The sequence below is a fragment of the Enterococcus sp. DIV0970a genome (genome assembly GCF_051711265.1).
GTDB classification, from domain to species: domain Bacteria; phylum Bacillota; class Bacilli; order Lactobacillales; family Enterococcaceae; genus Enterococcus_D; species Enterococcus_D casseliflavus.
Map to the genome: position 1 here is coordinate 614,817 of NZ_JBIOMF010000001.1, position 21,964 is coordinate 636,780.

Annotated in this window: 19 protein-coding genes and 1 other annotated feature; of the genes, 16 read left to right on the plus strand and 3 right to left on the minus strand. The window is 44.7% G+C overall.

Annotated features, from left to right (window positions below; translation table 11 throughout):
• Nucleotides 1–131: 131 nt before the first annotated feature.
• The 9 genes from IGK14_RS02895 to IGK14_RS02935 all read left to right on the plus strand — a co-directional run bounded on the left by IGK14_RS02895 (nucleotide 132) and on the right by IGK14_RS02935 (nucleotide 10,659).
• Nucleotides 132–1,274: a cysteine desulfurase family protein gene (locus IGK14_RS02895; RefSeq protein ID WP_034695677.1), complete on the plus strand. Its 1,143-nt coding sequence runs from the start codon at nucleotides 132–134 to the stop codon at nucleotides 1,272–1,274.
• A gap of 47 nt (nucleotides 1,275–1,321) precedes the next feature.
• The gene (gene thiI / locus IGK14_RS02900) at nucleotides 1,322–2,530 is read left to right on the plus strand and encodes a tRNA uracil 4-sulfurtransferase ThiI (RefSeq protein ID WP_005225147.1); all 1,209 of its coding nucleotides are present in this window, start codon (nucleotides 1,322–1,324) and stop codon (nucleotides 2,528–2,530) included.
• Nucleotides 2,531–2,684: 154 nt separating this feature from the next.
• Nucleotides 2,685–3,338, plus strand: a complete 654-nt coding sequence (locus IGK14_RS02905; protein WP_010747456.1) for a redox-sensing transcriptional repressor Rex — start codon at nucleotides 2,685–2,687, stop codon at nucleotides 3,336–3,338.
• Nucleotides 3,339–3,403: 65 nt separating this feature from the next.
• A complete protein-coding gene (tpx, locus tag IGK14_RS02910) occupies nucleotides 3,404–3,895 on the plus strand; it encodes a thiol peroxidase (RefSeq protein WP_010747457.1) in 492 nt (163 codons plus the stop codon).
• Nucleotides 3,896–3,952: 57 nt separating this feature from the next.
• Nucleotides 3,953–4,188, plus strand: a binding site (T-box leader).
• 522 nt (nucleotides 4,189–4,710) lie between these two features.
• Nucleotides 4,711–7,356, plus strand: coding sequence for a valine--tRNA ligase (locus IGK14_RS02915; RefSeq protein ID WP_010747458.1), 2,646 nt, complete (start codon nucleotides 4,711–4,713; stop codon nucleotides 7,354–7,356).
• Between the two features lie 147 nt (nucleotides 7,357–7,503).
• The gene (locus tag IGK14_RS02920) at nucleotides 7,504–8,817 is read left to right on the plus strand and encodes a bifunctional folylpolyglutamate synthase/dihydrofolate synthase (protein ID WP_010747459.1); all 1,314 of its coding nucleotides are present in this window, start codon (nucleotides 7,504–7,506) and stop codon (nucleotides 8,815–8,817) included.
• The gene (locus IGK14_RS02925; RefSeq protein WP_010747460.1) at nucleotides 8,810–9,484 is read left to right on the plus strand and encodes an HAD family hydrolase; all 675 of its coding nucleotides are present in this window, start codon (nucleotides 8,810–8,812) and stop codon (nucleotides 9,482–9,484) included. Before IGK14_RS02920 ends, IGK14_RS02925 begins: the two co-directional genes overlap by 8 nt.
• 82 nt (nucleotides 9,485–9,566) lie before the next feature.
• Complete coding sequence (gene radC, locus IGK14_RS02930; protein WP_010747461.1) at nucleotides 9,567–10,259, plus strand: RadC family protein; 693 nt, start codon at nucleotides 9,567–9,569, stop codon at nucleotides 10,257–10,259.
• 199 nt (nucleotides 10,260–10,458) lie between these two features.
• Nucleotides 10,459–10,659, plus strand: coding sequence for a cold-shock protein (locus IGK14_RS02935; protein ID WP_005225155.1), 201 nt, complete (start codon nucleotides 10,459–10,461; stop codon nucleotides 10,657–10,659).
• A 144-nt stretch (nucleotides 10,660–10,803) separates the two neighbouring features.
• On the opposite strand, the gene rnjA is transcribed toward IGK14_RS02935, so the two are convergent.
• Both rnjA and IGK14_RS02945 read right to left on the minus strand, forming a co-directional pair.
• Nucleotides 10,804–12,483 (minus strand): ribonuclease J1, encoded by a 1,680-nt coding sequence (gene rnjA, locus IGK14_RS02940; RefSeq protein WP_005225156.1) that lies wholly within the window; start codon nucleotides 12,481–12,483, stop codon nucleotides 10,804–10,806.
• Between the two features lies 1 nt (nucleotide 12,484).
• Nucleotides 12,485–12,697 carry a DNA-directed RNA polymerase subunit epsilon gene (locus tag IGK14_RS02945; protein WP_005225157.1) on the minus strand — a complete coding sequence of 71 codons (213 nt, stop codon included), beginning with the start codon at nucleotides 12,695–12,697 and terminating at the stop codon, nucleotides 12,485–12,487.
• Nucleotides 12,698–13,098: 401 nt separating this feature from the next.
• Between IGK14_RS02945 and IGK14_RS02950 the strand changes: the two genes are divergently transcribed.
• The 3 genes from IGK14_RS02950 (at nucleotide 13,099) to IGK14_RS02960 (ending at nucleotide 17,242) form a co-directional block, all read left to right on the plus strand.
• Entirely contained in the window at nucleotides 13,099–14,832 is a 1,734-nt protein-coding gene (locus IGK14_RS02950) for an ABC transporter ATP-binding protein (RefSeq protein ID WP_010747462.1), read from the plus strand.
• Nucleotides 14,829–16,586: an ABC transporter ATP-binding protein gene (locus IGK14_RS02955; protein ID WP_010747463.1), complete on the plus strand. Its 1,758-nt coding sequence runs from the start codon at nucleotides 14,829–14,831 to the stop codon at nucleotides 16,584–16,586. Before IGK14_RS02950 ends, IGK14_RS02955 begins: the two co-directional genes overlap by 4 nt.
• 62 nt (nucleotides 16,587–16,648) lie before the next feature.
• Nucleotides 16,649–17,242, plus strand: a complete 594-nt coding sequence (locus IGK14_RS02960) for a gamma carbonic anhydrase family protein (protein ID WP_230209426.1) — start codon at nucleotides 16,649–16,651, stop codon at nucleotides 17,240–17,242.
• Between the two features lie 61 nt (nucleotides 17,243–17,303).
• On the opposite strand, the gene clpP is transcribed toward IGK14_RS02960, so the two are convergent.
• Nucleotides 17,304–17,894 (minus strand): ATP-dependent Clp endopeptidase proteolytic subunit ClpP, encoded by a 591-nt coding sequence (gene clpP, locus IGK14_RS02965; protein WP_005225161.1) that lies wholly within the window; start codon nucleotides 17,892–17,894, stop codon nucleotides 17,304–17,306.
• A 175-nt stretch (nucleotides 17,895–18,069) separates the two neighbouring features.
• On the opposite strand from clpP, the gene IGK14_RS02970 reads away from it, so the two are divergent.
• The 4 genes from IGK14_RS02970 (at nucleotide 18,070) to hflX (ending at nucleotide 21,716) form a co-directional block, all read left to right on the plus strand.
• On the plus strand, nucleotides 18,070–18,588 hold the full coding sequence (locus IGK14_RS02970; protein ID WP_005231097.1) for a hypothetical protein: 519 nt from the start codon (nucleotides 18,070–18,072) through the stop codon (nucleotides 18,586–18,588).
• Between the two features lie 223 nt (nucleotides 18,589–18,811).
• Entirely contained in the window at nucleotides 18,812–19,561 is a 750-nt protein-coding gene (locus IGK14_RS02975) for a glycerophosphodiester phosphodiesterase (protein ID WP_010747465.1), read from the plus strand.
• A complete protein-coding gene (miaA, locus tag IGK14_RS02980) occupies nucleotides 19,558–20,475 on the plus strand; it encodes a tRNA (adenosine(37)-N6)-dimethylallyltransferase MiaA (RefSeq protein WP_010747466.1) in 918 nt (305 codons plus the stop codon). Before IGK14_RS02975 ends, miaA begins: the two co-directional genes overlap by 4 nt.
• The gene (hflX, locus tag IGK14_RS02985; protein ID WP_005225165.1) at nucleotides 20,472–21,716 is read left to right on the plus strand and encodes a GTPase HflX; all 1,245 of its coding nucleotides are present in this window, start codon (nucleotides 20,472–20,474) and stop codon (nucleotides 21,714–21,716) included. Before miaA ends, hflX begins: the two co-directional genes overlap by 4 nt.
• Nucleotides 21,717–21,964 lie beyond the last annotated feature (248 nt).

Genomic DNA, 21,964 nt, shown 5'->3' on the forward strand with positions numbered 1-21,964 from the left:
GCTGCATGAGTACCGCTTACGAAGGAAGGAAAAGTTTCCTTTAAAAAAGCCAAAGCCGACGAGTCACCTTGAAACTCAGCTCAAGAGCAGTTATAATGGGAAAGAATTTTTTTAGAGAAAGGGTCCTATCATTGATCTATTTTGACAACAGTGCAACAACCGCTATTTATCCACAAGCTTTAAATACATATGTCCAAGTCAGTCAGCGAATTATCGGCAATCCCTCAAGCCTGCATGATTTAGGAAATCAAGCCAATCGTCTGCTGCAGCAATCTCGTCAGCAGATCGCCGATCTGTTAAACGTTTCTTCCAAAGAGATCGCATTTACCAGTGGGGGGACTGAAGGAGACAACTGGGTCATCAAAGGGACTGCTTTAGCGAAAAAAGCCTATGGGAATCACCTGATTATTTCCAGTATTGAACACCCTGCCGTCAGTGAAACAGCGGCTCAATTAGCCGAGTTAGGGTTTGAGGTCAGTGTTGTGCCTGTCGATGCCCAAGGCTTTGTCAACGTGTCTGAATTAGCAAACCTGATTCGCAAAGAAACGATTTTGGTTTCGGTGATGGCGGTCAATAATGAGGTAGGGTCGATCCAACCGATCCATGAGATCGCAGCTGTGCTAGCGGACCATCCAACGATCCATTTCCATGTAGATGCCGTACAAGCCATCACAAAGGTGCCGCAAGAACAATGGTTCAATGAGCGGGTCGATTTTGCCGTGTTCTCTGCGCATAAATTTCATGGACCTCGTGGCGCAGGCTTTATCTATTGGAAACAAGGCCGTAAGCTGGCGCCATTGATGACCGGCGGTGGGCAAGAGCAAAACCAGCGGAGCGGCACCGAAAATGTACCAGCAATCGTTGCTATGGCAAAAGCCCTACGTTTAGCGACAGAACAAAAGGCTGAAAAGCCGAACCATGTTCAATCATTAAAAGGCTATTTGCAAGAAGCACTGGCTGGGTACGAGAAAGTTACGCTTTTTTCTGGCACAGAAGGGTTTGCGCCGCACATACTTTGTTTTTCATTAAAAGGGATCCGAGGAGAAGTCTTAGTCCATGCCTTTGAAGAAAAGCAGATCTATCTTTCGACGACGAGTGCTTGTTCCTCCCGTAAAAAGATGGCCAGCAGTACGCTTCATGCGATGCACGTTCCAGAACAGTTAGCAACATCGGCTGTTCGTATCAGTTTAGATGAGAGCAATACAATGGCAGAAGTCGAGCAGTTTCTGATCGTCTTCCACCAGTTGTACCAAAAATTTTCGAAAATCAATTAAGCACGACAGACCACTATAAAATCAATCCAAATCAAAGGAGTTTTCTCGTGAATTATTCAGAAATCATGGTTCGTTATGGCGAACTGTCAACAAAGGGCAAAAATCGTCGTAGTTTTATTATGCAATTAGCTTCAAACGTCAAACGTACCTTAGCAGATTATCCCCATGTCAAAGTTCATGCCGAGCGAGATCGCATGCACTTGCTATTGAACGGTGAAAACAGCCAAGAGATCATTCCTAAGCTGCAAAAAGTCTTTGGGATTCAAAACTTTTCCCCCAGCATTCGGGTCGAAAAAGATATCGAAGTATTAAAGAAAGCCGTTCAAGACGTCATGGCAGAGATCTATACGGGCGTTGAGACCTTCAAAATCACAGCCAAGCGCAGTGATCATTCGTTTGTGCAAGATAGCAACCAGTTGAATTTGACCTTAGGTAATGCGGTGATCGACCGTTTTCCTGATATCAAAGTCCAAATGAAAAAACCAGACATCAATTTGCGTGTAGAAATACGGATCGATGGCGCTTATTTGTCTTATGAAACGATCCAAGGAGCCGCTGGGCTGCCAGTGGGCACCAGCGGAAAGGGAATGTTGATGCTTTCTGGCGGTATTGATTCGCCAGTTGCAGGCTACTTTGCCATGAAACGCGGCGTTGAGATCGAAGCGGTCCATTTCGCAAGTCCTCCTTATACGAGTGAACAAGCGTTGCAAAAAGCCAAAGATTTAACGAAGAAGCTTGCGCCTTATGTGGGAAGCATCCAGTTTATCGAAGTTCCGTTTACAGAAATCCAAGAAGAAATCAAAAATCGTGTGCCACAAGGCTATTGGATGACCATCACCCGTCGGATGATGCTGCGTTTGACGGATGCGATTCGGGAAGCTCGTCATGGCTTGATCATCTTAAATGGTGAATCATTAGGACAAGTGGCTTCACAAACTTTGCATAGCATGGTCGCCATAAATGAAGTAACCAATACGCCGATCGTGCGCCCAGTGGCAACGATGGACAAATTGGAAATCATTGAAGTTGCCGAAGCCATTGATACCTTTGAATTATCAGTTCAGCCATTTGAGGATTGCTGCACAATCTTTGCACCTCCTCAACCAAAGACGCGCCCAAGACTGGATAAGGTCCACCAATATGAAGAACGTCTCGATATCGAAGGGATGATGGAACGTGCGATGGCTGGGTTGAAACTGGAAGCAATCACGGCAAATCAAGAAAAAGCAGCAACGGAATTCGCTGAATTTTTATAATAAAACCCCGATTTTAATGCTACGACCACAACTGTTTTTGAACATTTGTGGTCGTTTTTCATCGAGTGAGAGAGTTTGTGAATATTTTCTTGCTATTGAAAATGGAACATGCTACACTCAATATGTGAATCATTTAACAAGGAGGGTGGACAGGATGGAAGCATTAAGAGATAAAAAACTTCCGAAAGCGACGGCAAAACGTTTGCCAGCTTATTTACGACACTTAAAATTACTGGATGCCTCTGGTATTCAGCGAATCAAATCAAAAGAGTTTGCAGAAATCACGCAAGTTCCTTCAGCCACGATCCGCCGAGATTTTTCTCATCTAGGAGAATTGGGCAGAAGTGGCTATGGCTATGATGTTCCTTATCTGATTGAGGTATTGAGCTATATCTTAGAAAGCAATGAAGAGAAAAAAATCGCCTTGATTGGTTATGGAAATTTAGGAAAAGCGTTAGCCAACAACAATTTTCGCAGAAATGAAAATCTTTCCGTGGTCGCGGTTTTTGACAATGATCCAGAAATGATTGGTCAGACCATTAGTGGGCGTTATGTCTATGGAATGGATCAATTGGCGGAAGTCGTAGCAGAAAAAGGGATCACCGTAGCGATTTCGACCGTTCCTAGTCGTTATTCGCAAATGGCGATCGATGCGATCGTGGATGCTGGGATCACAGCGATTTTAAATTTTGCCCCTGATCCCGTCATCGTGCCAAAAGACGTCAATATCCAATACATTGATTTGACGACAGAATTACAAACATTGATCTTTTTTGATACGACCTACTCGCAAAAATCGAAAGTCTGAGCAAATCCTTTTCGTTTTTTGACAATCTTTCTTATACTGGGAGAAAATGCTATAGGAGAGATGTTATGCAAGTTACACGCAAAGAAACGGTTTATGAGATGCCTGGCAACCAACCAAAAGTAGGGGATAAAGCAGCTGATTTTCGCTTGAAAAGTTTAGAGGACAAGGAATACACACTGACTGATTTTTTAGGAAAACCAACGATCATCAGCGTGGTTCCCGATATCGTGACACGCGTCTGTGCATTGCAGACCAAGCGTTTCAACCAAGAGGCAAGTCAATTGGATGACATCCATTTTGTCACGATCTCTAACAATACAAAAGAAGAACAAGCGCAATGGTGCGGCCAAGAAGGTGTCGACATGATCATGCTTCATGATCCGGCGAATACCTTCGGTGAGGCCTATCAAATCATGATCCCAGACTTCGGTCATTTTGCCCGAGCAATTTTCGTTTTAGACCGTGAAGGCGTGATCCAACACGTTGAGATCGTGCCTGAGATCTCCCACGAACCGGATTATCAAGCAGCCATTGATGCTGCGAAAGCAAACCTCTGATTGACTTTCAAAAAAGTTCATTGTAGAATGTAGCAAGATGAAACAAGAATCTATGATAGCAAGACAATGTTCAAGAGGAGTATCAGTGACCCTGGCGGTCAAGAGAGAAGTCGGTCGGTGCAAGACTTCCCCAGACACTGAAAAGGTAGCTTGAAGGTCTTTGATCCGAACCACGGTTTGTTTCTTGCAGACAAAGCCGCACAGTAAGATCAAGCGCGTCGTGAACGTTACCTCACGTCAAAGTGGCAGAGCAATCTGCAATTTAGGTGGTACCGCGTATCAGCGCCCTAATGCCTCGGCATTAGGGCGCTTTTTGCTGTGAATCACTATGATTGGCTTGCGAAGCAAGACAGAATAGATGATGAACAGTACTAGGCGACCATAGGGAGCGTAGTAACCATACTAGGAATCACAATGATTGGCTTGCGATGCAAGACAGAATAGATGATGAACAGTACTAGGCGACCATAGGGAGCGTAGTAACCAAACTAGGAATCACATTGAGTGGCTTGCGGAGCAAGACAGAATAGATGATGAACAGTACAAGGAGTCATCAAAATTGGTTCACGAAGCGAGCCAGATCGTTTGCCAAAAGCCCTAAGACACAATAGCGGATCACGGAAGTGTGCCTTGACCTCTGTAAGCAACGTTTTTTTTACGAATAACAAGCGAGGCGTCAACAAACAGCTGATAATCATCTCTACCGACGCACTAATCCTGAACGATTCAAACATTGTCACGCTTTACCCAGCAACAGGCACAAAAAAACCACACCAACCATTACGCTTAAAAACGTAACTTTAGGAGGACCAACTATGACAGAAACTGAAAATCTATCCACCAAGTACAATCCCCAAGAAGTAGAAGCGGGGCGTTACCAAGATTGGTTAGAACATGACCGTTTTAAACCAAGCGGCAACAAAGAAGCAAAACCTTATTCTATCGTGATTCCACCACCAAACGTAACAGGAAAATTGCACTTAGGTCATGCCTGGGATACCACGTTACAAGACATCATCATTCGTCAAAAACGGATGCAAGGGTATGACACCTTATGGCTACCAGGTATGGACCATGCCGGGATCGCTACCCAAGCCAAAGTAGAAGAAAAGCTGCGGGAACAAGGGATTTCTCGCTATGACCTTGGTCGGGAAAAATTCGTTGAACAAGTATGGGATTGGAAAGAAGAATATGCCGGTCACATTCGGGAACAATGGGCGAAACTAGGTTTATCTCTAGACTATAGCCGTGAACGGTTTACGTTAGATGATGGATTATCCGAAGCAGTTCGCAAAGTTTTCGTGACGCTATATGAAAAAGGCTTGATCTATCGTGGCGAGTACATCATCAACTGGGATCCGCAAGCCCGCACGGCATTATCTGATATTGAAGTGATCCACAAAGACATCGAAGGTGCTTTTTACCATATGTCTTACGAATTAGCAGGTGGCAGCGGTGTGGTGGAGATCGCAACGACTCGTCCAGAAACGATGCTGGGGGATACAGCAGTCGCGGTTCATCCAGAAGATGAACGTTATCAAGCATTGATCGGTAAAAAAGTGATCTTGCCTTTGGTCAATAAAGAGATCCCAATCATCGCAGATGAGTACGTGGACCAAGAATTTGGAACTGGGGTCGTAAAAATCACTCCTGCCCATGACCCGAATGACTTTGAGGTTGGTAACCGCCATGACCTACCACGGGTCAATGTCATGAATGATGACGGAACAATGAACGACTTAGCAGGTACTTATGCAGGCATGGATCGTTTTGCTGCTCGTAAGCAAATCGTGAAAGACTTAGAGGCGTTAGGTCGTCTGATCAAAATCGAAAAAATGGTCCATAGTGTAGGGCACTCAGAACGGACAGGCGTAGTAGTCGAACCTCGTTTGTCGACACAATGGTTCGTAAAAATGGAGCCATTAGCAAAACAAGCCATCGACAACCAAGAAACCGACGATGCGGTGGACTTTTATCCGCCACGTTTCAACCAAACATTCTTACGTTGGATGGAAAATGTCCATGACTGGGTGATCTCTCGTCAGTTGTGGTGGGGCCATCAAATCCCAGCTTGGTACCACAAAGAAACGGGAGAAATGTATGTAGGACTTGAAGCGCCAGCGGATGCCGAAAATTGGCAGCAAGATCCAGACGTATTGGATACCTGGTTTAGTTCTGCTTTATGGCCGTTTTCAACAATGGGGTGGCCAGATGAAAACAATGAAGATTTCCAACGCTACTTCCCAACCAATACATTAGTGACTGGCTATGACATTATCGCATTTTGGGTAAGCCGTATGATCTTCCAAAGCTTGGAATTTACTGGCAAACGACCATTTGAAAATGTCTTGATCCACGGATTAATCCGTGATGAACAAGGTCGCAAAATGAGTAAGTCGCTTGGAAACGGGATCGATCCGATGGAAGTCATTGAACAATACGGTGCCGATGCATTGCGTTGGTTCTTATCAAATGGCTCTGCACCGGGACAAGACGTGCGTTTCAGCTATGAAAAAATGGATGCCGCTTGGAACTTCATCAATAAAATTTGGAATGCTTCCCGTTTCGTCTTGATGAATGTCAGCGAAATGACTGCCGAAGACATTGATTTTTCTGGTGAAAAATCAGTGGCGGATCGTTGGATCTTGACGCGCTTGAATGAAACGATTGAAAAAGTCACTGACCTTTTTGAACGCTTCGAATTTGGGGAAGCGGGTCGTCAATTATACAACTTTATCTGGGATGATTTCTGTGACTGGTACATTGAAATGTCGAAAGAAACCTTATACGGTGACAATGAAGCAGCGAAACAAGTCAATAAGAGCATCTTAGTCCATGTTCTTGATCAAATTTTACGCTTATTGCACCCAATCATGCCATTTGTTACAGAAGAAATCTGGAGCAAACTGCCGCATACAGGGGAATCATTAGTTGTTGCTGAGTATCCACAAGTGGCACCAGAATGGACCGATGAAAAAGCGGCGCAAGGGATGGAAGTGTTGAAAGAATTGATTCGTTCGGTTCGAAACATCCGTGCAGAAGTAAACACACCACTTTCGAAACCAATCACTTTGCTGATCCAAGCAAATGAGCCTGAGATCGAAGAATTCTTGATCGCCAACAAAAACTATATCGAACGCTTCTGTAATCCAGAAGAACTAGAAATCTCTAACAGCTTACAAGCCCCTGAATTGGCGATGTCAGCCATCCTATCAGGTGCGACGATCTACTTGCCGTTAGCTGGGTTGATCAACATTGAAGAAGAAATCGCGCGTTTGGAGAAAGAACTAGCGAAGTTCACCCAAGAAGTTCAACGGGTACAAGGCAAACTGGCGAATGAACGCTTCGTTGCCAATGCACCAGAGGAAGTCGTAGCACAAGAACGCAGCAAAGAAGCCGATTATCTTGAAAAACAAAAAGCAGTCCAAGAACGGATCGAGCAATTGCGCACGATTCAATAGGAAGCGTCGACTGTCTGCAAACAAGCATCTCTTGTAGATGCTTGTTTTTGCGTAATCAATAGAAACCGTCAAACAAATTTCTCGTTTAAAGGAAAGAAATTGGGAAAGCTGTGTGATTTTTGATAAAATAAGAGCGAGGTGAAGGAGATGACAAGCGAAGAAGCAACAGCGTGGATCCATTCGCGTTTGGCATTTGGGCAAAGACCCGGATTGATGCGTGTCGAAGCATTATTAAAACGAATGGGCAATCCTGAAAAAAACATAACCATGATCCATATCGCCGGCACGAATGGCAAAGGATCAACCGTCAGCTATTTGCGCAGTCTTTTAGAAGAAGCTGGGCAGCAAGTGGGGACTTTTACTTCCCCGCACATTGAAGCGTTCAATGAACGGATCGAAATCAATGGACAATTTATATCAGATGAGGATTTGGTCGCTTGGGTGGAGAAAATCCAGCCGCTGGTTGCTGAAATCGATCGTGATGAAACCTTGACGGGCATCACTCAGTTTGAGATCATTACTGCCATGGCATTAGGCTATTTTGAAGAAAAAAACGTCGATGTTGCGATAATGGAAGTTGGCCTAGGGGGACTTTTAGATAGTACCAACGTTATTTCCCCGATGTTGACAGCGATCACGACGATCGGCATGGATCATATGGATATCTTAGGCGATACCATTGAAAAAATCGCTGCCCATAAGGCGGGGATCATTAAACCACAAATTCCCCTTGTGACTGGCAATATCGTTGAAAGTGCGCTTTCGGTGATCGATTTGAAAGCTGCAGAAGCACAGGCACCTGCGTATCATGCAGGGCAAGAGTACCGTGTGACCTATCGTCATCCTGATGAAGAGTGGGGCGAATTGTTTGATTTTGAAAATGAGCATGGCAAAATCAAAGGCTTGAAAACACCGATGTTAGGCCGCCATCAACCAGAAAATGCCGGTGTTGCGATCCAATTGTACAGTCTGTATTGCGACCTACGGCAGCTGCCATTTTCAGCTAAAGAAATTCGCAATGGGCTAAGAAAAGCCTATTGGCCCGCCCGAATGGAACGAATCAGCAGTGAACCACTGGTGATCATCGATGGCGCCCATAACGTGCATGCCATGGCTCGCTTGGTGGATACGATGAAAGAAGAGTTCAGCGACTATCGCATCCATGTGCTGTTCTCAGCCTTAGAAACCAAAAACGTCAATGAGATGCTTCAGCAATTGCTGGCAATTCCGCAAGCCGAGATTTATTTAACGACCTTTGATTTCCCAAAAGCATTGCATTTAGCAGACGGCTATCAGGAACTCGATGAAAAACGAATCTCAACCGTCTCTTTATGGCAGTTTGGCTTGGCAGAATTATTAGAAAAAATGACCAATGAAGATTTGCTGCTGGTGACAGGATCGTTGTATTTTGTTTCAGAAGTTCGTGAATTGTTGTTGGCAATAGGAGGAAGAAATGGCTAAGTTACGTGGTGTGATTTTCGATATGGACGGCTTGATTTTTGACACGGAGCTGCTCTATTACCAGGCTACTCAAATCGTGGCGGATCAAATGGGGATTCCCTATACAAAAGAGTTGTATTTAGCTTATGTGGGGGTCTCGGATGAAGAAGTCTGGGCAGCTTACCATGAGCGGTTCGACGAAGCCTTTGGCCATCAAATGATCGAAGACTTTATCCAAGCGGCTTTTCATCAAACGCTGGAAATGTTCCAACGGGGCGAGGCTGAATTGAAGCCAGGTATCCACGAGTTATTGCATTATCTTGATGAGAAAAAGATTCCCCGAGTGTTGGCGTCTAGCAACCAGCGCAAAGTGATCGATACCTTGCTGGAAGCCGCAGGCTTAAAGGCGGAATTTACTGAGATCGTCTGCTTTGATGATGTCACACGGGCAAAACCAGATCCTGAGATTTTTGAAAAAGCCCATGCATTACTGGCGGTACCAAAAGAAGAATTGGTGATTCTTGAAGATTCGGCTAACGGTATTCATGCTGCTCATGGGGCAGGGATCTCAGTCATTATGATTCCTGATTTGATCGCGCCGACGACTATCATTGAAGAAAAAGTCTTGAAAGTCTTACCATCACTAGAGGATGTCCCAGATTTTCTAGAAACCGCCTTTTCAATCTAACTGTGATTTTTTGCGCACCTGATTCATGAAATACTCTCTCCTTTGCGTATCTTTTATTAGACCGACGCAAAGGAGTTTTTTTATGATCAATGAAACAATGATTCCCCAAAGTTCGTTTCCCCGAGAGCGTTTAGTAGAATATGGAGTCGATGCCCTTTCGAATCAAGAATTATTGGCCATTTTGCTGCGAACTGGCTCACGTCCTCTGAATGTCCTCGAGTTAGCGGCCAGTGTCTTGAATCGTTTTCAAGAATTGTATGAATTAAAGCAAGCGACGATCGATGAATTACAAGAAATTCGCGGCGTCGGACAAATCAAAGCCATCGAGATCAAAGCGATGGTTGAATTAGGTGTGCGAATCCAGCGCTCCGCTCAACCAAAGTACGGTAAGGTCAACTCTAGTATGGCGATCGCCCATCAGTTGATCCAAGAGTTGAAGGATTGTCGTCAAGAGCATTTACTAGGGCTTTATTTGAATACGAAAAATGAGATCATTCAGAAAAAAACGATCTTCATCGGATCGTTGAATCAGTCGATCGCTCACCCACGGGAGATTTTTCATTGGGCGGTACGTTACAGTGCCGCCCGAGTGATTGTCGTCCACAACCATCCCAGCGGCAGTCCCCAAGCCTCAGAGGCAGATCTGCTGTTTACACGCCGCTTGATCAAGTGCGGAGACTTGATGGGGATCGACATACTGGATCATTTGATCATTGGCGACAATGCCTATGTCAGTTTGCGAGAAGAGGGGCTGTGGCAACAGGAAGACGTGTGAAAATAAGCCGAGTTTGCGAACATTATTAAAAATAAAGGTGAATTGTCTAATCGTCTGTCTTGCAAAAAAATACGGGCAAGTGTAAAATATTATTGTAATTTTGTTTGCTGAATAGATGTTGAAACGCACGTTAGGCCTCTATCGCACAAAGGCAATGTTACACACAATTAAGTGCTTATGCACGAGGAGGTTTTTTTTAATGGAACAAGGTACAGTAAAATGGTTCAATGCTGAAAAAGGGTTTGGTTTTATCTCTCGCGAAGACGGTACAGACGTATTTGTACACTTTTCAGCGATCCAAGGTGAAGGATTCAAAACTTTAGAAGAAGGTCAAGCAGTAACTTTCGACGTGGAAGATTCTGATCGTGGACCTCAAGCAGTTAACGTAAACAAAGCGTAAGCTTTCAAACAAACTGCCAGTAAGAGCACTTTGAAATCAAAAACCCCAAAAGACCATCGATTCGATGGTCTTTTTTTTGCTTTTTATAACGGAAAGGAAAAAGGGTAGTTCTCAGTAACCTGAGAACTACCCTCGCATGTGAGACTATAAATCGTCCGGCGTCATGATCATCGAAAGGATCATTGGATGACGCTCGGTTTTTTCAAATAGGAATGGCTGTAACGCCGAAGACATCGCTTCTCTTAATTTGTGTTCTGTTGGGTCTGGTTGGTTCAAGACTTCCCGCAATGCACGGAAGAGGATCTGCTGTGCTTCGTTGATCATCTCGCCAGATTCCCGCATATAAACAAACCCACGAGAAAGGATATCTGGTCCAGCAAGGACTTCTTTCTTCGCCACATCGACTGTCGCGACAGCTAAGACGAGGCCTTCCTCTGAAAGAATGCGACGATCTCGTAGGACTACATTTCCGATATCACCGATACCGCTGCCGTCGACATAAACATCATTGGCATTGAAATGACCAGCCAAGCGAGCGGTATCCGCTGTTAAGGCCAACATGTCACCATTTTCCATAATGAAACAATTTTCTTTTGGTACACCGACATCTTGTGCCAGCTGGGTGTGGATGTTCAGCATCCGAAATTCCCCGTGGACAGGCATAAAGAATTTTGGCTTCATTAGACGTAACATCAGTTTTTGTTCTTCTTGGCCACCGTGACCAGAAGTATGGATGTTGTTCAATTTGCCATGGATCACGTTTGCGCCAGCTTCCAACAACAAGTTGATCAGCTGATTGACACTCGTGGTATTTCCTGGGATTGGTGAGCTTGAGAAAATCACGGTATCATCTGGGTGAATTTGGATTTGACGGTGAGTCCCGTTGGCAATCCGACTTAAAGCAGCCATTGGCTCTCCTTGAGAACCCGTACAAAGGATCATGGTTTCGTTTGCAGGCAAACGATTGATCTCATGAGATTCCACAAAGGTTCCATCTGGCACCTTGATATAGCCAAGGCGCTGTCCGTTGACGATTGCATTTTCCATACTGCGTCCAAAAACGGCGATTTTACGTCCAGTCGCAACCGCCGCATCTGCAGCTTGTTGGAGACGGAAAATGTTGGAGGCAAAGCTGGCGAAAATGATCCGACCATCGATTTTTTCAAAAATCTTTTGGATCGAGCTGCCAATCGTTTTTTCTGATTTGGTAAAGGTCGGAATTTCTGCATTGGTACTATCGGAAAGGAGGCAAAGGACGCCTTCTTCACCAATTTTTGCCATTTTGTGCAAGTTTGCTGGTTCGCCCACAGGCGTAAAGTCAAACTTGAAATCGCCAGTTGCGACGATATTGCCAGAAGGCGTTTTGACAACGACACCTAAAGCATCAGGGATACTGTGAGTCGTTCTAAAGAAGCTGATGGATGTTTTACGGAAACGAATCACCGTATCTTCATTGATTTCGTGTAATTCCGCATCCCGCAATAAGCCATGCTCATCTAATTTGTTGGTGATCAAAGCAAGTGCCAAGGGTCCCGCATAGATCGGGATATTGGCTTCCCGCAACAAGTAAGGGATTCCGCCAATATGGTCTTCGTGACCATGAGTGACGATCAAGCCTTTGACTTTCGGTAAATTTTGAACGATGTAGCTATAATCGGAAATGACATAGTCGATCCCAAGCAGTTCATCTTCGGGGAATTTGATTCCCGCGTCAATTAAGATGATCTCATCTTGGAATTGAACCCCATAACAGTTTTTTCCGATTTCGCCAAGTCCACCGACGCCGAATACGCCAGTCTCATTATTTTTCAGCGAAACTTTCATCTTAAAACTCCGCTAATTTGAAATCAGCGTTTTCTTTTTCGTAAGCTAAATGTTTTTCATCTAGTTCTTGAACGAACTCGATGTTGTATGGGGTATTTTGTTCAACCAGACGGCGTGCGATCACTGCATCGTCTGCTTCAATGTACAAAGAGTGGGTTTGTTCTCTCTTTGGGTTGCGGTCTTTTGTTTCTTGGTAATAAATTTTGTAAATCATATCTTTTCTCCTTTATCTGCTTTTCGCAGTAGTCTATTTGGTTGATGAATTCGCTGCATCACAAAATCGAGGTCCGAATAAAGTGACCTGAAAAGAAGGCTTCGAGAGCCGCTGCATGCTTTTTTCAGACAATCGTTGTGAGAAAAAAGAGAAAGCCTCGTCTTTGCTTTCCAAATGTCGTCATAAAAAATTCACCGGGTTTGTAAGTCGTTCCACTACAAGTATCCCTATTTTATCACAGAAAAACGAATAAGTATAGAAACACGTCATTTTGAAAAGGCTTACTGAAAGAAAATGAAAGGACTATCGCTGAAGTTTGCTTTTTTTCGTTGAAAGTGCATTACAATAAGAATATTCCTATGCTATAGTAGAAGTAATGAAGTAAAAAAGGAGGGGATTTTTTGAAATTAATGTGGCACTACACGATGAGAAACAAGAAACTGCTGGTTTTTAATTTCATCTGTGTTTTTGGTTTTATTTTGATTGAATTAGGTTTGCCGACGTTATTGGCAAGAATGATCGACAAAGGGATCGCCGCTGGTGATCGCGACTACATATGGAAAATGGGTGCGGCGATGATCGCGATCACCATTGTGGGGATCACGATGAACATTTTGTTAGGCTATTTCACGTCACGTATCACCACTAACATTGTGGCAGATATTCGTGACGATCTTTTTGAAAAAGTCCAAGGCTATTCACATACCGAATATGAAAAAATCGGGGTTTCATCATTGATCACCCGTGTGACCAATGATGCGTATCAAATCATGCTGTTTATGCAAAGCATCTTACGGACAGGTTTGATGACACCCATGATGTTTGTGGTCAGCTTGTACATGGTCATGCGGACAAGTACACAACTAGGGTTGTATGTTTTGGGGGCATTGCCGATATTGCTGATGGCCGTCATCGCCATTGCCAAAATCTCGGAACCATTATCCACCAAACAACAAGCCAATCTAGATAAAATCAATGGCATCTTGCGGGAAAATCTCTCTGGTTTACGAGTGATCCGTGCCTTCGTCAATGAAAAATTTGAAGAAAAACGCTTTGGCAAAGTCAACCAAGCCTATGCTTCTAGTTCTCGCAGCTTGTTTCGCTTGATGGCAACGGCACAACCGGGCTTTTTCTTCTTGTTCAATATCGTGATGATCTTGATTATTTGGACGGGAAGTATTCAAATCGATCAAGGGCAACTGCAGGTCGGTGACTTGATTGCATTTATCGAATACATCTTCCATGCGCTGTTTTCTTTCATGCTGTTTGCGACTGTCTTTACGATGTATCCACGAGCGGCCGTTTCTGCTCGTCGAATCCAAGAAGCGTTAGATGCGACTTCTGAAATCAAAGAGCCAGAACAGCCAGTGACAGAAACTAAGACGAAAGGCTTCTTGGAATTCAAAAATGTTACCTTTGCTTATCCAGGACATGCTCAAAGTCCAGTGATCCGTAATGTTAGCTTTACCGCTTCACCAGGGGAAACCGTGGCGTTTATCGGTAGTACTGGAAGTGGAAAATCAACCTTGATCCAATTGATCCCACGTTTTTACGACGTCAGTGAAGGCCAAGTCTTGGTGGATGGTGTTGACGTTCGGGATTACAGCTTAACGACGTTGCGCAACAAGATCGGGTTTATCCCTCAAAAAGCGTTGCTATTTACAGGGACGATCGCAGAAAACCTACGCTATGGCAAAGAAGATGCCACGCAAGCAGAGCTGGAACGAGCAGCCGAGATTGCGCAAGCGGCAGATTTCATTTCTCGCACACCAGATGGCTTTGATGCTCACTTGGCAGAAGGCGGAACCAACTTCTCTGGCGGACAAAAACAACGCCTAGCGATTGCCCGTGCGGTGATCCGCCAACCAGAGATCTATATTTTTGATGATAGTTTTTCTGCATTGGATTACCAAACGGATGCAAAATTGCGGGCACGCTTGAAAAAAGAAACCACAGAATCGACCGTTTTGATCGTTGCTCAACGAGTAGGAACGATCATGAATGCCGATAAGATCGTCGTCTTGAACGAAGGCGATGTGGTTGGCATCGGCACCCACAAAGAACTGCTGCAAACTTGTCCAGTATACTACGACATTGCGGCGTCACAATTATCAGAGGAGGAGTTGGCACAATGAAAGCAATCTCTTCTTTAAAACGGTTAGGTGCTTACATCAAACCGTACAAAGTACAATTTATCCTAGTCTTGTTGTTTACTGTTGCAACCGTCGGCTTCAATGCGGCAATGCCGTATGTTTCTGGATTACCGACGACAGAGATCAGCCGCAACATCGCCGCTGGCGAAGGCGTTAATTTTGATTACGTGATCCTTTGCTTGATCTGGATCGCAGTCGTCGGTGTCGGTTACTGTTTCTCACAATTGATGTCAGGGCTGCTGATCACCAACGTTGTCCAATCTGCGATGCGAGATTTGCGGCAAGATATTGAAGAAAAAATCAATCGTTTGCCCGTTTCTTACTTCGACCGCAACCAACAAGGGAATATCTTGTCACGGGTGACCAATGACGTGGATGCCGTCAGCGGTGCAATGCAGCAAGCCTTGATCGGGATCGTCAATGCCTTCTTAGGAATCGTTATGGCGGTTTCCATGATGTTTTACATTAATACCTACATGGCGTTGGTTTCATTGATCATGATCCCAGCCTCCTTATTGATTTCTCGCACGATCGTCAAAAAGTCGCAAAAAGACTTCCAAGGCATGCAAAATGCGTTAGGGGATCTGAACGGCTACGTACAAGAAAACATGACTGGATTCAGTGTGTTGAAAGTGTATGGACGGGAAAAGCAAACACTTGAAGGGTTTAAAAACGTTAACCACCAGTTGCGCTATTACGGCTTTCGTTCTGCCTTTGTGTCAGGATTGATGATGCCGCTGGTGCAAATGACCGCTTACTTTACCTATATCGCAATGGCAGTCATGGGGAGCTTTTATGTGATCAGCGGCGTAATCGTTGTTGGTCAGCTGCAAGCATTCATTCAATACATTTGGCAAGTCAGTCAGCCAATGGGGAATATTACCCAGCTGTCTTCCGTCTTGCAAAGTGCCTCAGCAGCAGCAAAACGGGTCTTTGAAATCCTAGATGAGGAAGAAGAGCCAGTTAATCAAACGGATATCCAATTGCCAGAAAAAATCAGAGGCGACGTGACCTTTGAACATGTCGGCTTTGCCTATGATCCGAAAAAACCGTTGATCAAAGACTTGAACTTTGAAGTCAAAGCTGGACAAACCGTGGCGATCGTGGGACCAACAGGTGCTGGGAAAACCACCTTGATCAATTTGTTGATGCGTTTTTATGATGTCAATGAAGGGGCGATCAAGATCGACGGCATCGACACGAAGAAAATGGAACGTCATGATGTTCGGTCACTGTTTGGGATGGTCTTACAAGATGCATGGTTGTACGAAGGCACGATCGGCGACAACATTCGCTTTGGGAAATTAGATGCCACCGATTATGAAGTCGTTGATGCTGCGAAAACCGCCAACGTCGATCACTTCATTCGCACGATGCCAGACGGCTACGAAATGATCATCAATTCTGAAGGGGACAATGTCTCCTTGGGGCAAAAACAATTGTTGACCATCGCTCGGGCAGTCATCTCTGATCCGAAGATTTTGATTCTCGATGAAGCCACCAGTTCGGTGGATACCCGCTTAGAAGCGCTGATTCAAAAAGCAATGGATAAAGTGATGGAAGGTCGTACCAGCTTTGTGATCGCCCATCGTTTGTCAACGATTCGTGAAGCAGATCTGATCTTAGTGATGGATCAAGGGTCGATCATTGAAAAAGGCAATCACGAGACCTTGTTGGCAGCTGGCGGCTTTTATAGCCAACTGTACCAAAGTCAATTTTCAGAAGAAGCCGAGTAAACCCAAAAGAGCGTCCAGTCTGACTGGCGCTCTTTTTGCATTGTCGCAAGGGTGGTGCTATAGTGAAAAAAGAAAGCGCAGATCCGTTTATGGATTGGAAGGAGAAGTTGATGGACAAAGAACAATCAGGGAATGAAACCCACAAAACAGTTTCGCCAGCCTCGTTGCAAGGAACACCTTGTTTTGTGGCAAAAAATGCGACGATCGTAGGAAACGTGACTCTAGGAAAAGAGAGTACGGTCTGGTTTCAAGCAGTGATTCGAGGCGATGCCAATCGCATCGAAATCGGCGCGCGTACCAATATTCAAGATGGAACGATCATTCACGTTGATCACGATGCCCCGACGATCGTGGAAGACGATGTGACTGTTGGGCATCAGTGTATGCTTCATGGCTGTACCATCAAAAAAGGGGCGCTGATCGGCATGAGCTCGATTGTTTTGAATCATGCAGTGATCGGTGAAAATAGTTTGTTAGGTGCTGGTTCGTTAGTAACGGAAGGAACCGTCATTCCGCCCAATGTGTTGGCGTTTGGTCGTCCTGCACGAGTGATCCGCCCGTTGACAGAGGAAGAAATCGCCAAAAATCAGGCAAACATCACGCATTACGTGGAAAATGGGTATGCTTACCAACAGTGCGAATATGGTGAAGTCTGACGCCGAACCAAAAGACGCAAAAAGGTGTACGAATTGCTTCGTACACCTTTTTTATGCAAGCTTATTTCAATTTGTTTGATTCCATGATCTCGTCGATCAAGCCGTAATCTTTGGCTTCTTGTGCGGTCATGAAGTTGTCACGATCGGTGTCGCGTTCAATCACTTCGATTGGTTGACCGGTACGTTCTGACAAGATTTTGTTCAGACGTTCGCGGGTTGCCAAAATGTGGCGGGCAGCAATTTCGATCTCAGTTGCTTGACCTTGGGCGCCACCTAATGGTTGGTGGATCATGATCTCTGCATTTGGTAACGCAAAGCGTTTGCCTTTTTCACCAGCGGTCAATAAGAATGAACCCATAGAAGCAGCCATCCCCATAACGATGGTTTGAACATCGGCTTTGATAAAGTTCATGGTATCAAAGATCGCTAGACCAGCAGTAACGCTTCCGCCAGGCGAGTTGATGTACAAGTAGATGTCTTTTTCAGAATCTTGCGCGTCCAAGAATAAAAGCTGAGCAATGATCGAGTTTGCTAAGTCATCGGTTACTTGACCACTCAACATAATGATCCGGTCTTTTAATAGACGAGAATAGATGTCATACGCTCTTTCACCGCGAGATGATTGTTCAATGACTGTAGGAATTAAATTCATAGTGATAGTCCTCCTAAAAATCGTTATAGATATAGTTTAGCATAAAGTTTTCGCAATATCTAAGAGATAGTATACCGATTAGGTCAAGAAAGGTCAAATAAAAAGTTCGTTATCTTTTTTGCGAAACTTTCAAATATGATACAATATGAAAAAAGGAATGAGGAAGGATCGAAGAATGGCAGTAGCAATAGCAGGTTTGATCGGCGTCTTAGTGGGCGCATTGTTAGTAACCATCATTTTTAATTTACGCATTCGGTATGAGGAGCAAAAAGAAAAACAACGCCGTTTGTTGGAGCATAAAGTCAAAGAAATCGAAACGTTGGTTTTATTGAATCAAAAAATCAGTGAGATTCTACAAAAACGGGTCATGCTGATGGATGAGTATGTCAGCTTTGATGCCTTTGACGACTGTTATATCACCATCGATGATTTTGCCTATCTACAATCTTTTGCGGCGCAAAACAGTTTTTATCTACCGAATTTTTTCTTGGAAGAATTTTTCAAAAAAATCGGGACACGTCGGGTGATTTTATCCCCAGAGGAAACTGTTAAAATCGGTGGGTATACCTATAAAGGCGGTCGGATCATTATGGAAAATTTCCTTGATCAATTAGTCGAAATGGTCAATGAGCGTAAAACCCAAATGAAAAACATGACGAGCGAACCGTTGACCTATTTTTCAAAAACGATTTGATTCTACTGGTCAGCCGTTTTCCTTGGTTAAGGCAACCAAACTAGAGTATGGACGGTTGCGCTTTTTTAACTGATCACACACACCCTTACTGCGATCATAGTAAGGGTGTTTTTCTTTGACCGAAACAAAGCGTTATTATTCATTAAGAGGATCGAAACAAACAGAGGCTTTTTGGTTCTAGTAGATTCCATGGTAAAATAAAGAGTGAGAATGGAGTGAAAGAATGATGGTACAAATAGTTGCCCACCGCGGGAGTAGCGGCAACCGACCTGAAAACACGCTACCAGCATTTGCGGAAGCGGTGCGGGTCAAAGCTGATATCATTGAGTTAGATGTACATCTATCAAAAGATGGCGGCTTGATCGTCATGCATGATGAAACGGTTGATCGAACGACCAACGGCAAAGGTCGGATCTGTGACCTGACGGTTGCTGAACTAAAAGACCTCAATGCTGGCAGCTGGTTTTCTGAGGAATTCCAAGCCGCCAAAGTCCCCACGCTAAAAGAAGTGTTGGATTTACTTGCAGCGAAGAATTATCGTGGCATTTTGACGATCGAATTAAAAACCGATCATTATGAGTATGAAGGAATCGAAGCCAAAGTATCCGACTTAATGAATAGTCAAGAATGGCCCTTTACTCATTGGTATTGTTCCTTCAATATCGAGACCTTGGATCGGATGCATGCGATCGAACCGGATGCGACCCTTGATTTTATTATGGGACGCGGGGAAGACAAACCACCGTTGGCGCTCAGCCGACCGTATATCGAAGGAATTCATCCTGCCTATCGCTGGGTTCAAGAGACAGCAACGGTCTTAACTGATTTTCCGATCGCGATCCGTCCGTGGACTGTCAACGAAGAAGCGGCGATTCGCACCTGCTTGGCTCTGGGGTTGACGGGGATCATCACCGATTTTCCAGAAAAAGCTCGGGCAATTGTGCAACAGGTCCGCGAGGAAACAAAAGGATGAAAAAAGTCTTAGTAATTGTGGGACCGACCGCAGTTGGCAAAACCGCCTTGAGTATCCAGTTAGCCCAAAAATACCAAGGGGAGATCATCAGCGGGGATTCCATGCAAATTTACCGTCAGTTAGATATCGGTACCGCCAAAGTGACGAAGGAAGAAATGGCAGGGATTCCTCATCATTTGATCGATATTCGGGGGATGACGGAAGCATACTCTGCCGCTGATTTCCAGCAAATGGGGCGTGAAGCCATCGAGACGATCCAGCAGCAAGGAAAGCTGCCGATCGTTGTAGGGGGAACAGGGTTATACATCCAAGCGCTGCTGTATGACTTTCGTTTAGGGGCAGAAGAAGGCGACCCAACGATTCGTCAGCGTTACGAACAAGAAGCAGCAGCCATCGGCAAAGAAGCTTTATGGCAAAAACTGCAGGCGGTCGATCCCTTGGCAGCAGCGAAGATCCACTACAACAATGAGCGGAAAGTGATTCGTGCGTTGGAGGTTTTTGAAACGACTGGCGAAAGTATCGCTGCACCAAAAGAGACACCACAAGCTTTGTACGATTTCTTCATGATCGGGTTAACCACTGAGCGAGAAGTGTTATACCAGCGAATCAATCAGCGGGTGGACTTGATGATGGATCAAGGCTTGATCGAAGAAGCAAAAGCTGTTTTGCAGTATCCAGAAACGCAAGCCGCCAAAGGGATCGGCTACAAGGAATTTTTGCCCTATTTTCAAGGGCAGGCCACATTGGAGGAGACCGTTGAGCAAATCAAGCAAAACTCACGCCGCTACGCCAAGCGGCAGCTGACGTGGTTCAATAACCGAGCACAGCCCCGATGGATTGATTTAGTGAGGCAACCTGAAGAACAACGTACCCTTGAAACAGAAATCGACCAATGGTTGGAGGAGAAAAGATGAGCCAAGAACGTGTGATTCTTGTCGGAGTTGAAACGGAGAAAAACTATCTTCATTTTGATTCGTCAATGAAAGAATTGAAAAGCTTAACAAAAACCGCCAATGGTGAAGTTGTTTTTTCACTGGTGCAAAAACGGCAGCAAGTCGATCGACAAACCGTGATCGGCAAGGGGAAAGTTGCGGAATTGCAGCAGTTGGCAGAAGCACATGAAGCAGATCTAGTGATCTTCAATCATGAACTGACACCAAGGCAAAGCCAGTTGATCGGTGATGCGCTAGAAGTGCCAGTGATTGATCGCGTTCAGCTGATCCTTGATATTTTTGCGATGCGTGCCCGTTCCAAAGAAGGAAAGCTGCAAGTAGAATTGGCGCAGCTGGATTATTTGCTTCCACGCTTGATAGGGCAAGGAAAGAACATGTCTCGGCTAGGGGGCGGAATCGGAACGAGAGGGCCAGGGGAAACCAAGCTGGAGACCGATCGTCGACACATCCGCAACCGCATCACCATCATCAAACGGGAATTGAAGGAAGTGGCAGCCCATCGAGACCGAACACGCCAAAAGCGCAAAGACAGCCAAGTCTTTCAAATGGGCTTGATTGGTTATACCAATGCTGGAAAATCAACTATTTTAAACATTTTGACCAGTGCGGATACGTATGAGCAAGACCAGTTGTTTGCGACACTCGATCCTTTGACGAAACGCTGGCGGATGCCAGAAGGATTCGAAGTCACCATTACCGATACGGTTGGTTTTATCCAAGAATTGCCGACCCAATTGATCGATGCGTTTCATTCCACACTGGAGGAAAGTCAAAACATGGACTTCTTGCTGCATGTCGTCGATGCCAGTTCCGAAGAACGGGTCCAGCAAGAGGAGACGGTCTTAAAATTAATGGAGGAACTTTCTTTGACCCAATTACCGATGTTGACGGTCTACAATAAGGCGGATCGCATCGACGCCGATCAGTTTGTCCCAACACTATTTCCCAATGTCTTGATCTCAGCAAAGAGTACCAAAGGCAAAGAGCGCTTGACTCAGGCGATCAAAATGGAATTGATGCAGATCATGCAGCCTTATCATCTGGTGTTGCAAGCCGATGAAGGCAATGCGCTGAATCGTTTAAAACGGGAGTCGCTAGTGTTGAGCAATGCCTTCGATGAAGCAACACAGACCTATCATATCAAAGGATTTGCGCTGGAAGATACCTATCCACTACGCAGAATGGCGCAAGAACAGGAATAAACAGAAAACGGTGCAGCTGATGCACCGTTTTTTTTGTGGTGACAAAATTATGGAAGTATAAGTGGTTTGACTTCCTTCAAGTGCAAAACCCGAACATTTTTGGCTAAGGCACCATTTCTTCCAGAAAAAGGACTGCTTGAACATGCGATCAAATCAAGGACTCAGTGGAAAAATCAAAAAAAATTGCATTCATGTCACTTTTTCTAACATGAGGGGTTGACACGCAAAAAAAGAATTGGTATAGTTTC

Excerpts from the sequence above, each read along its gene's own strand:
- IGK14_RS02905 (WP_010747456.1), top strand. The coding sequence starts at position 2,685 with ATGGAAGCATTAAGAGATAAAAAACTTCCGAAAGCGACGGCAAAACGT.
- tpx (WP_010747457.1), top strand. The coding sequence starts at position 3,404 with ATGCAAGTTACACGCAAAGAAACGGTTTATGAGATGCCTGGCAACCAA.
- IGK14_RS02915 (WP_010747458.1), top strand. The coding sequence starts at position 4,711 with ATGACAGAAACTGAAAATCTATCCACCAAGTACAATCCCCAAGAAGTA.
- IGK14_RS02920 (WP_010747459.1), top strand. The coding sequence starts at position 7,504 with ATGACAAGCGAAGAAGCAACAGCGTGGATCCATTCGCGTTTGGCATTT.
- IGK14_RS02925 (WP_010747460.1), top strand. The coding sequence starts at position 8,810 with ATGGCTAAGTTACGTGGTGTGATTTTCGATATGGACGGCTTGATTTTT.
- radC (WP_010747461.1), top strand. The coding sequence starts at position 9,567 with ATGATCAATGAAACAATGATTCCCCAAAGTTCGTTTCCCCGAGAGCGT.
- IGK14_RS02935 (WP_005225155.1), top strand. The coding sequence starts at position 10,459 with ATGGAACAAGGTACAGTAAAATGGTTCAATGCTGAAAAAGGGTTTGGT.
- rnjA (WP_005225156.1), bottom strand. The coding sequence starts at position 12,483 with ATGAAAGTTTCGCTGAAAAATAATGAGACTGGCGTATTCGGCGTCGGT.
- IGK14_RS02945 (WP_005225157.1), bottom strand. The coding sequence starts at position 12,697 with ATGATTTACAAAATTTATTACCAAGAAACAAAAGACCGCAACCCAAAG.
- IGK14_RS02955 (WP_010747463.1), top strand. The coding sequence starts at position 14,829 with ATGAAAGCAATCTCTTCTTTAAAACGGTTAGGTGCTTACATCAAACCG.
- clpP (WP_005225161.1), bottom strand. The coding sequence starts at position 17,894 with ATGAATTTAATTCCTACAGTCATTGAACAATCATCTCGCGGTGAAAGA.
- IGK14_RS02970 (WP_005231097.1), top strand. The coding sequence starts at position 18,070 with ATGGCAGTAGCAATAGCAGGTTTGATCGGCGTCTTAGTGGGCGCATTG.
- IGK14_RS02975 (WP_010747465.1), top strand. The coding sequence starts at position 18,812 with ATGATGGTACAAATAGTTGCCCACCGCGGGAGTAGCGGCAACCGACCT.
- miaA (WP_010747466.1), top strand. The coding sequence starts at position 19,558 with ATGAAAAAAGTCTTAGTAATTGTGGGACCGACCGCAGTTGGCAAAACC.
- hflX (WP_005225165.1), top strand. The coding sequence starts at position 20,472 with ATGAGCCAAGAACGTGTGATTCTTGTCGGAGTTGAAACGGAGAAAAAC.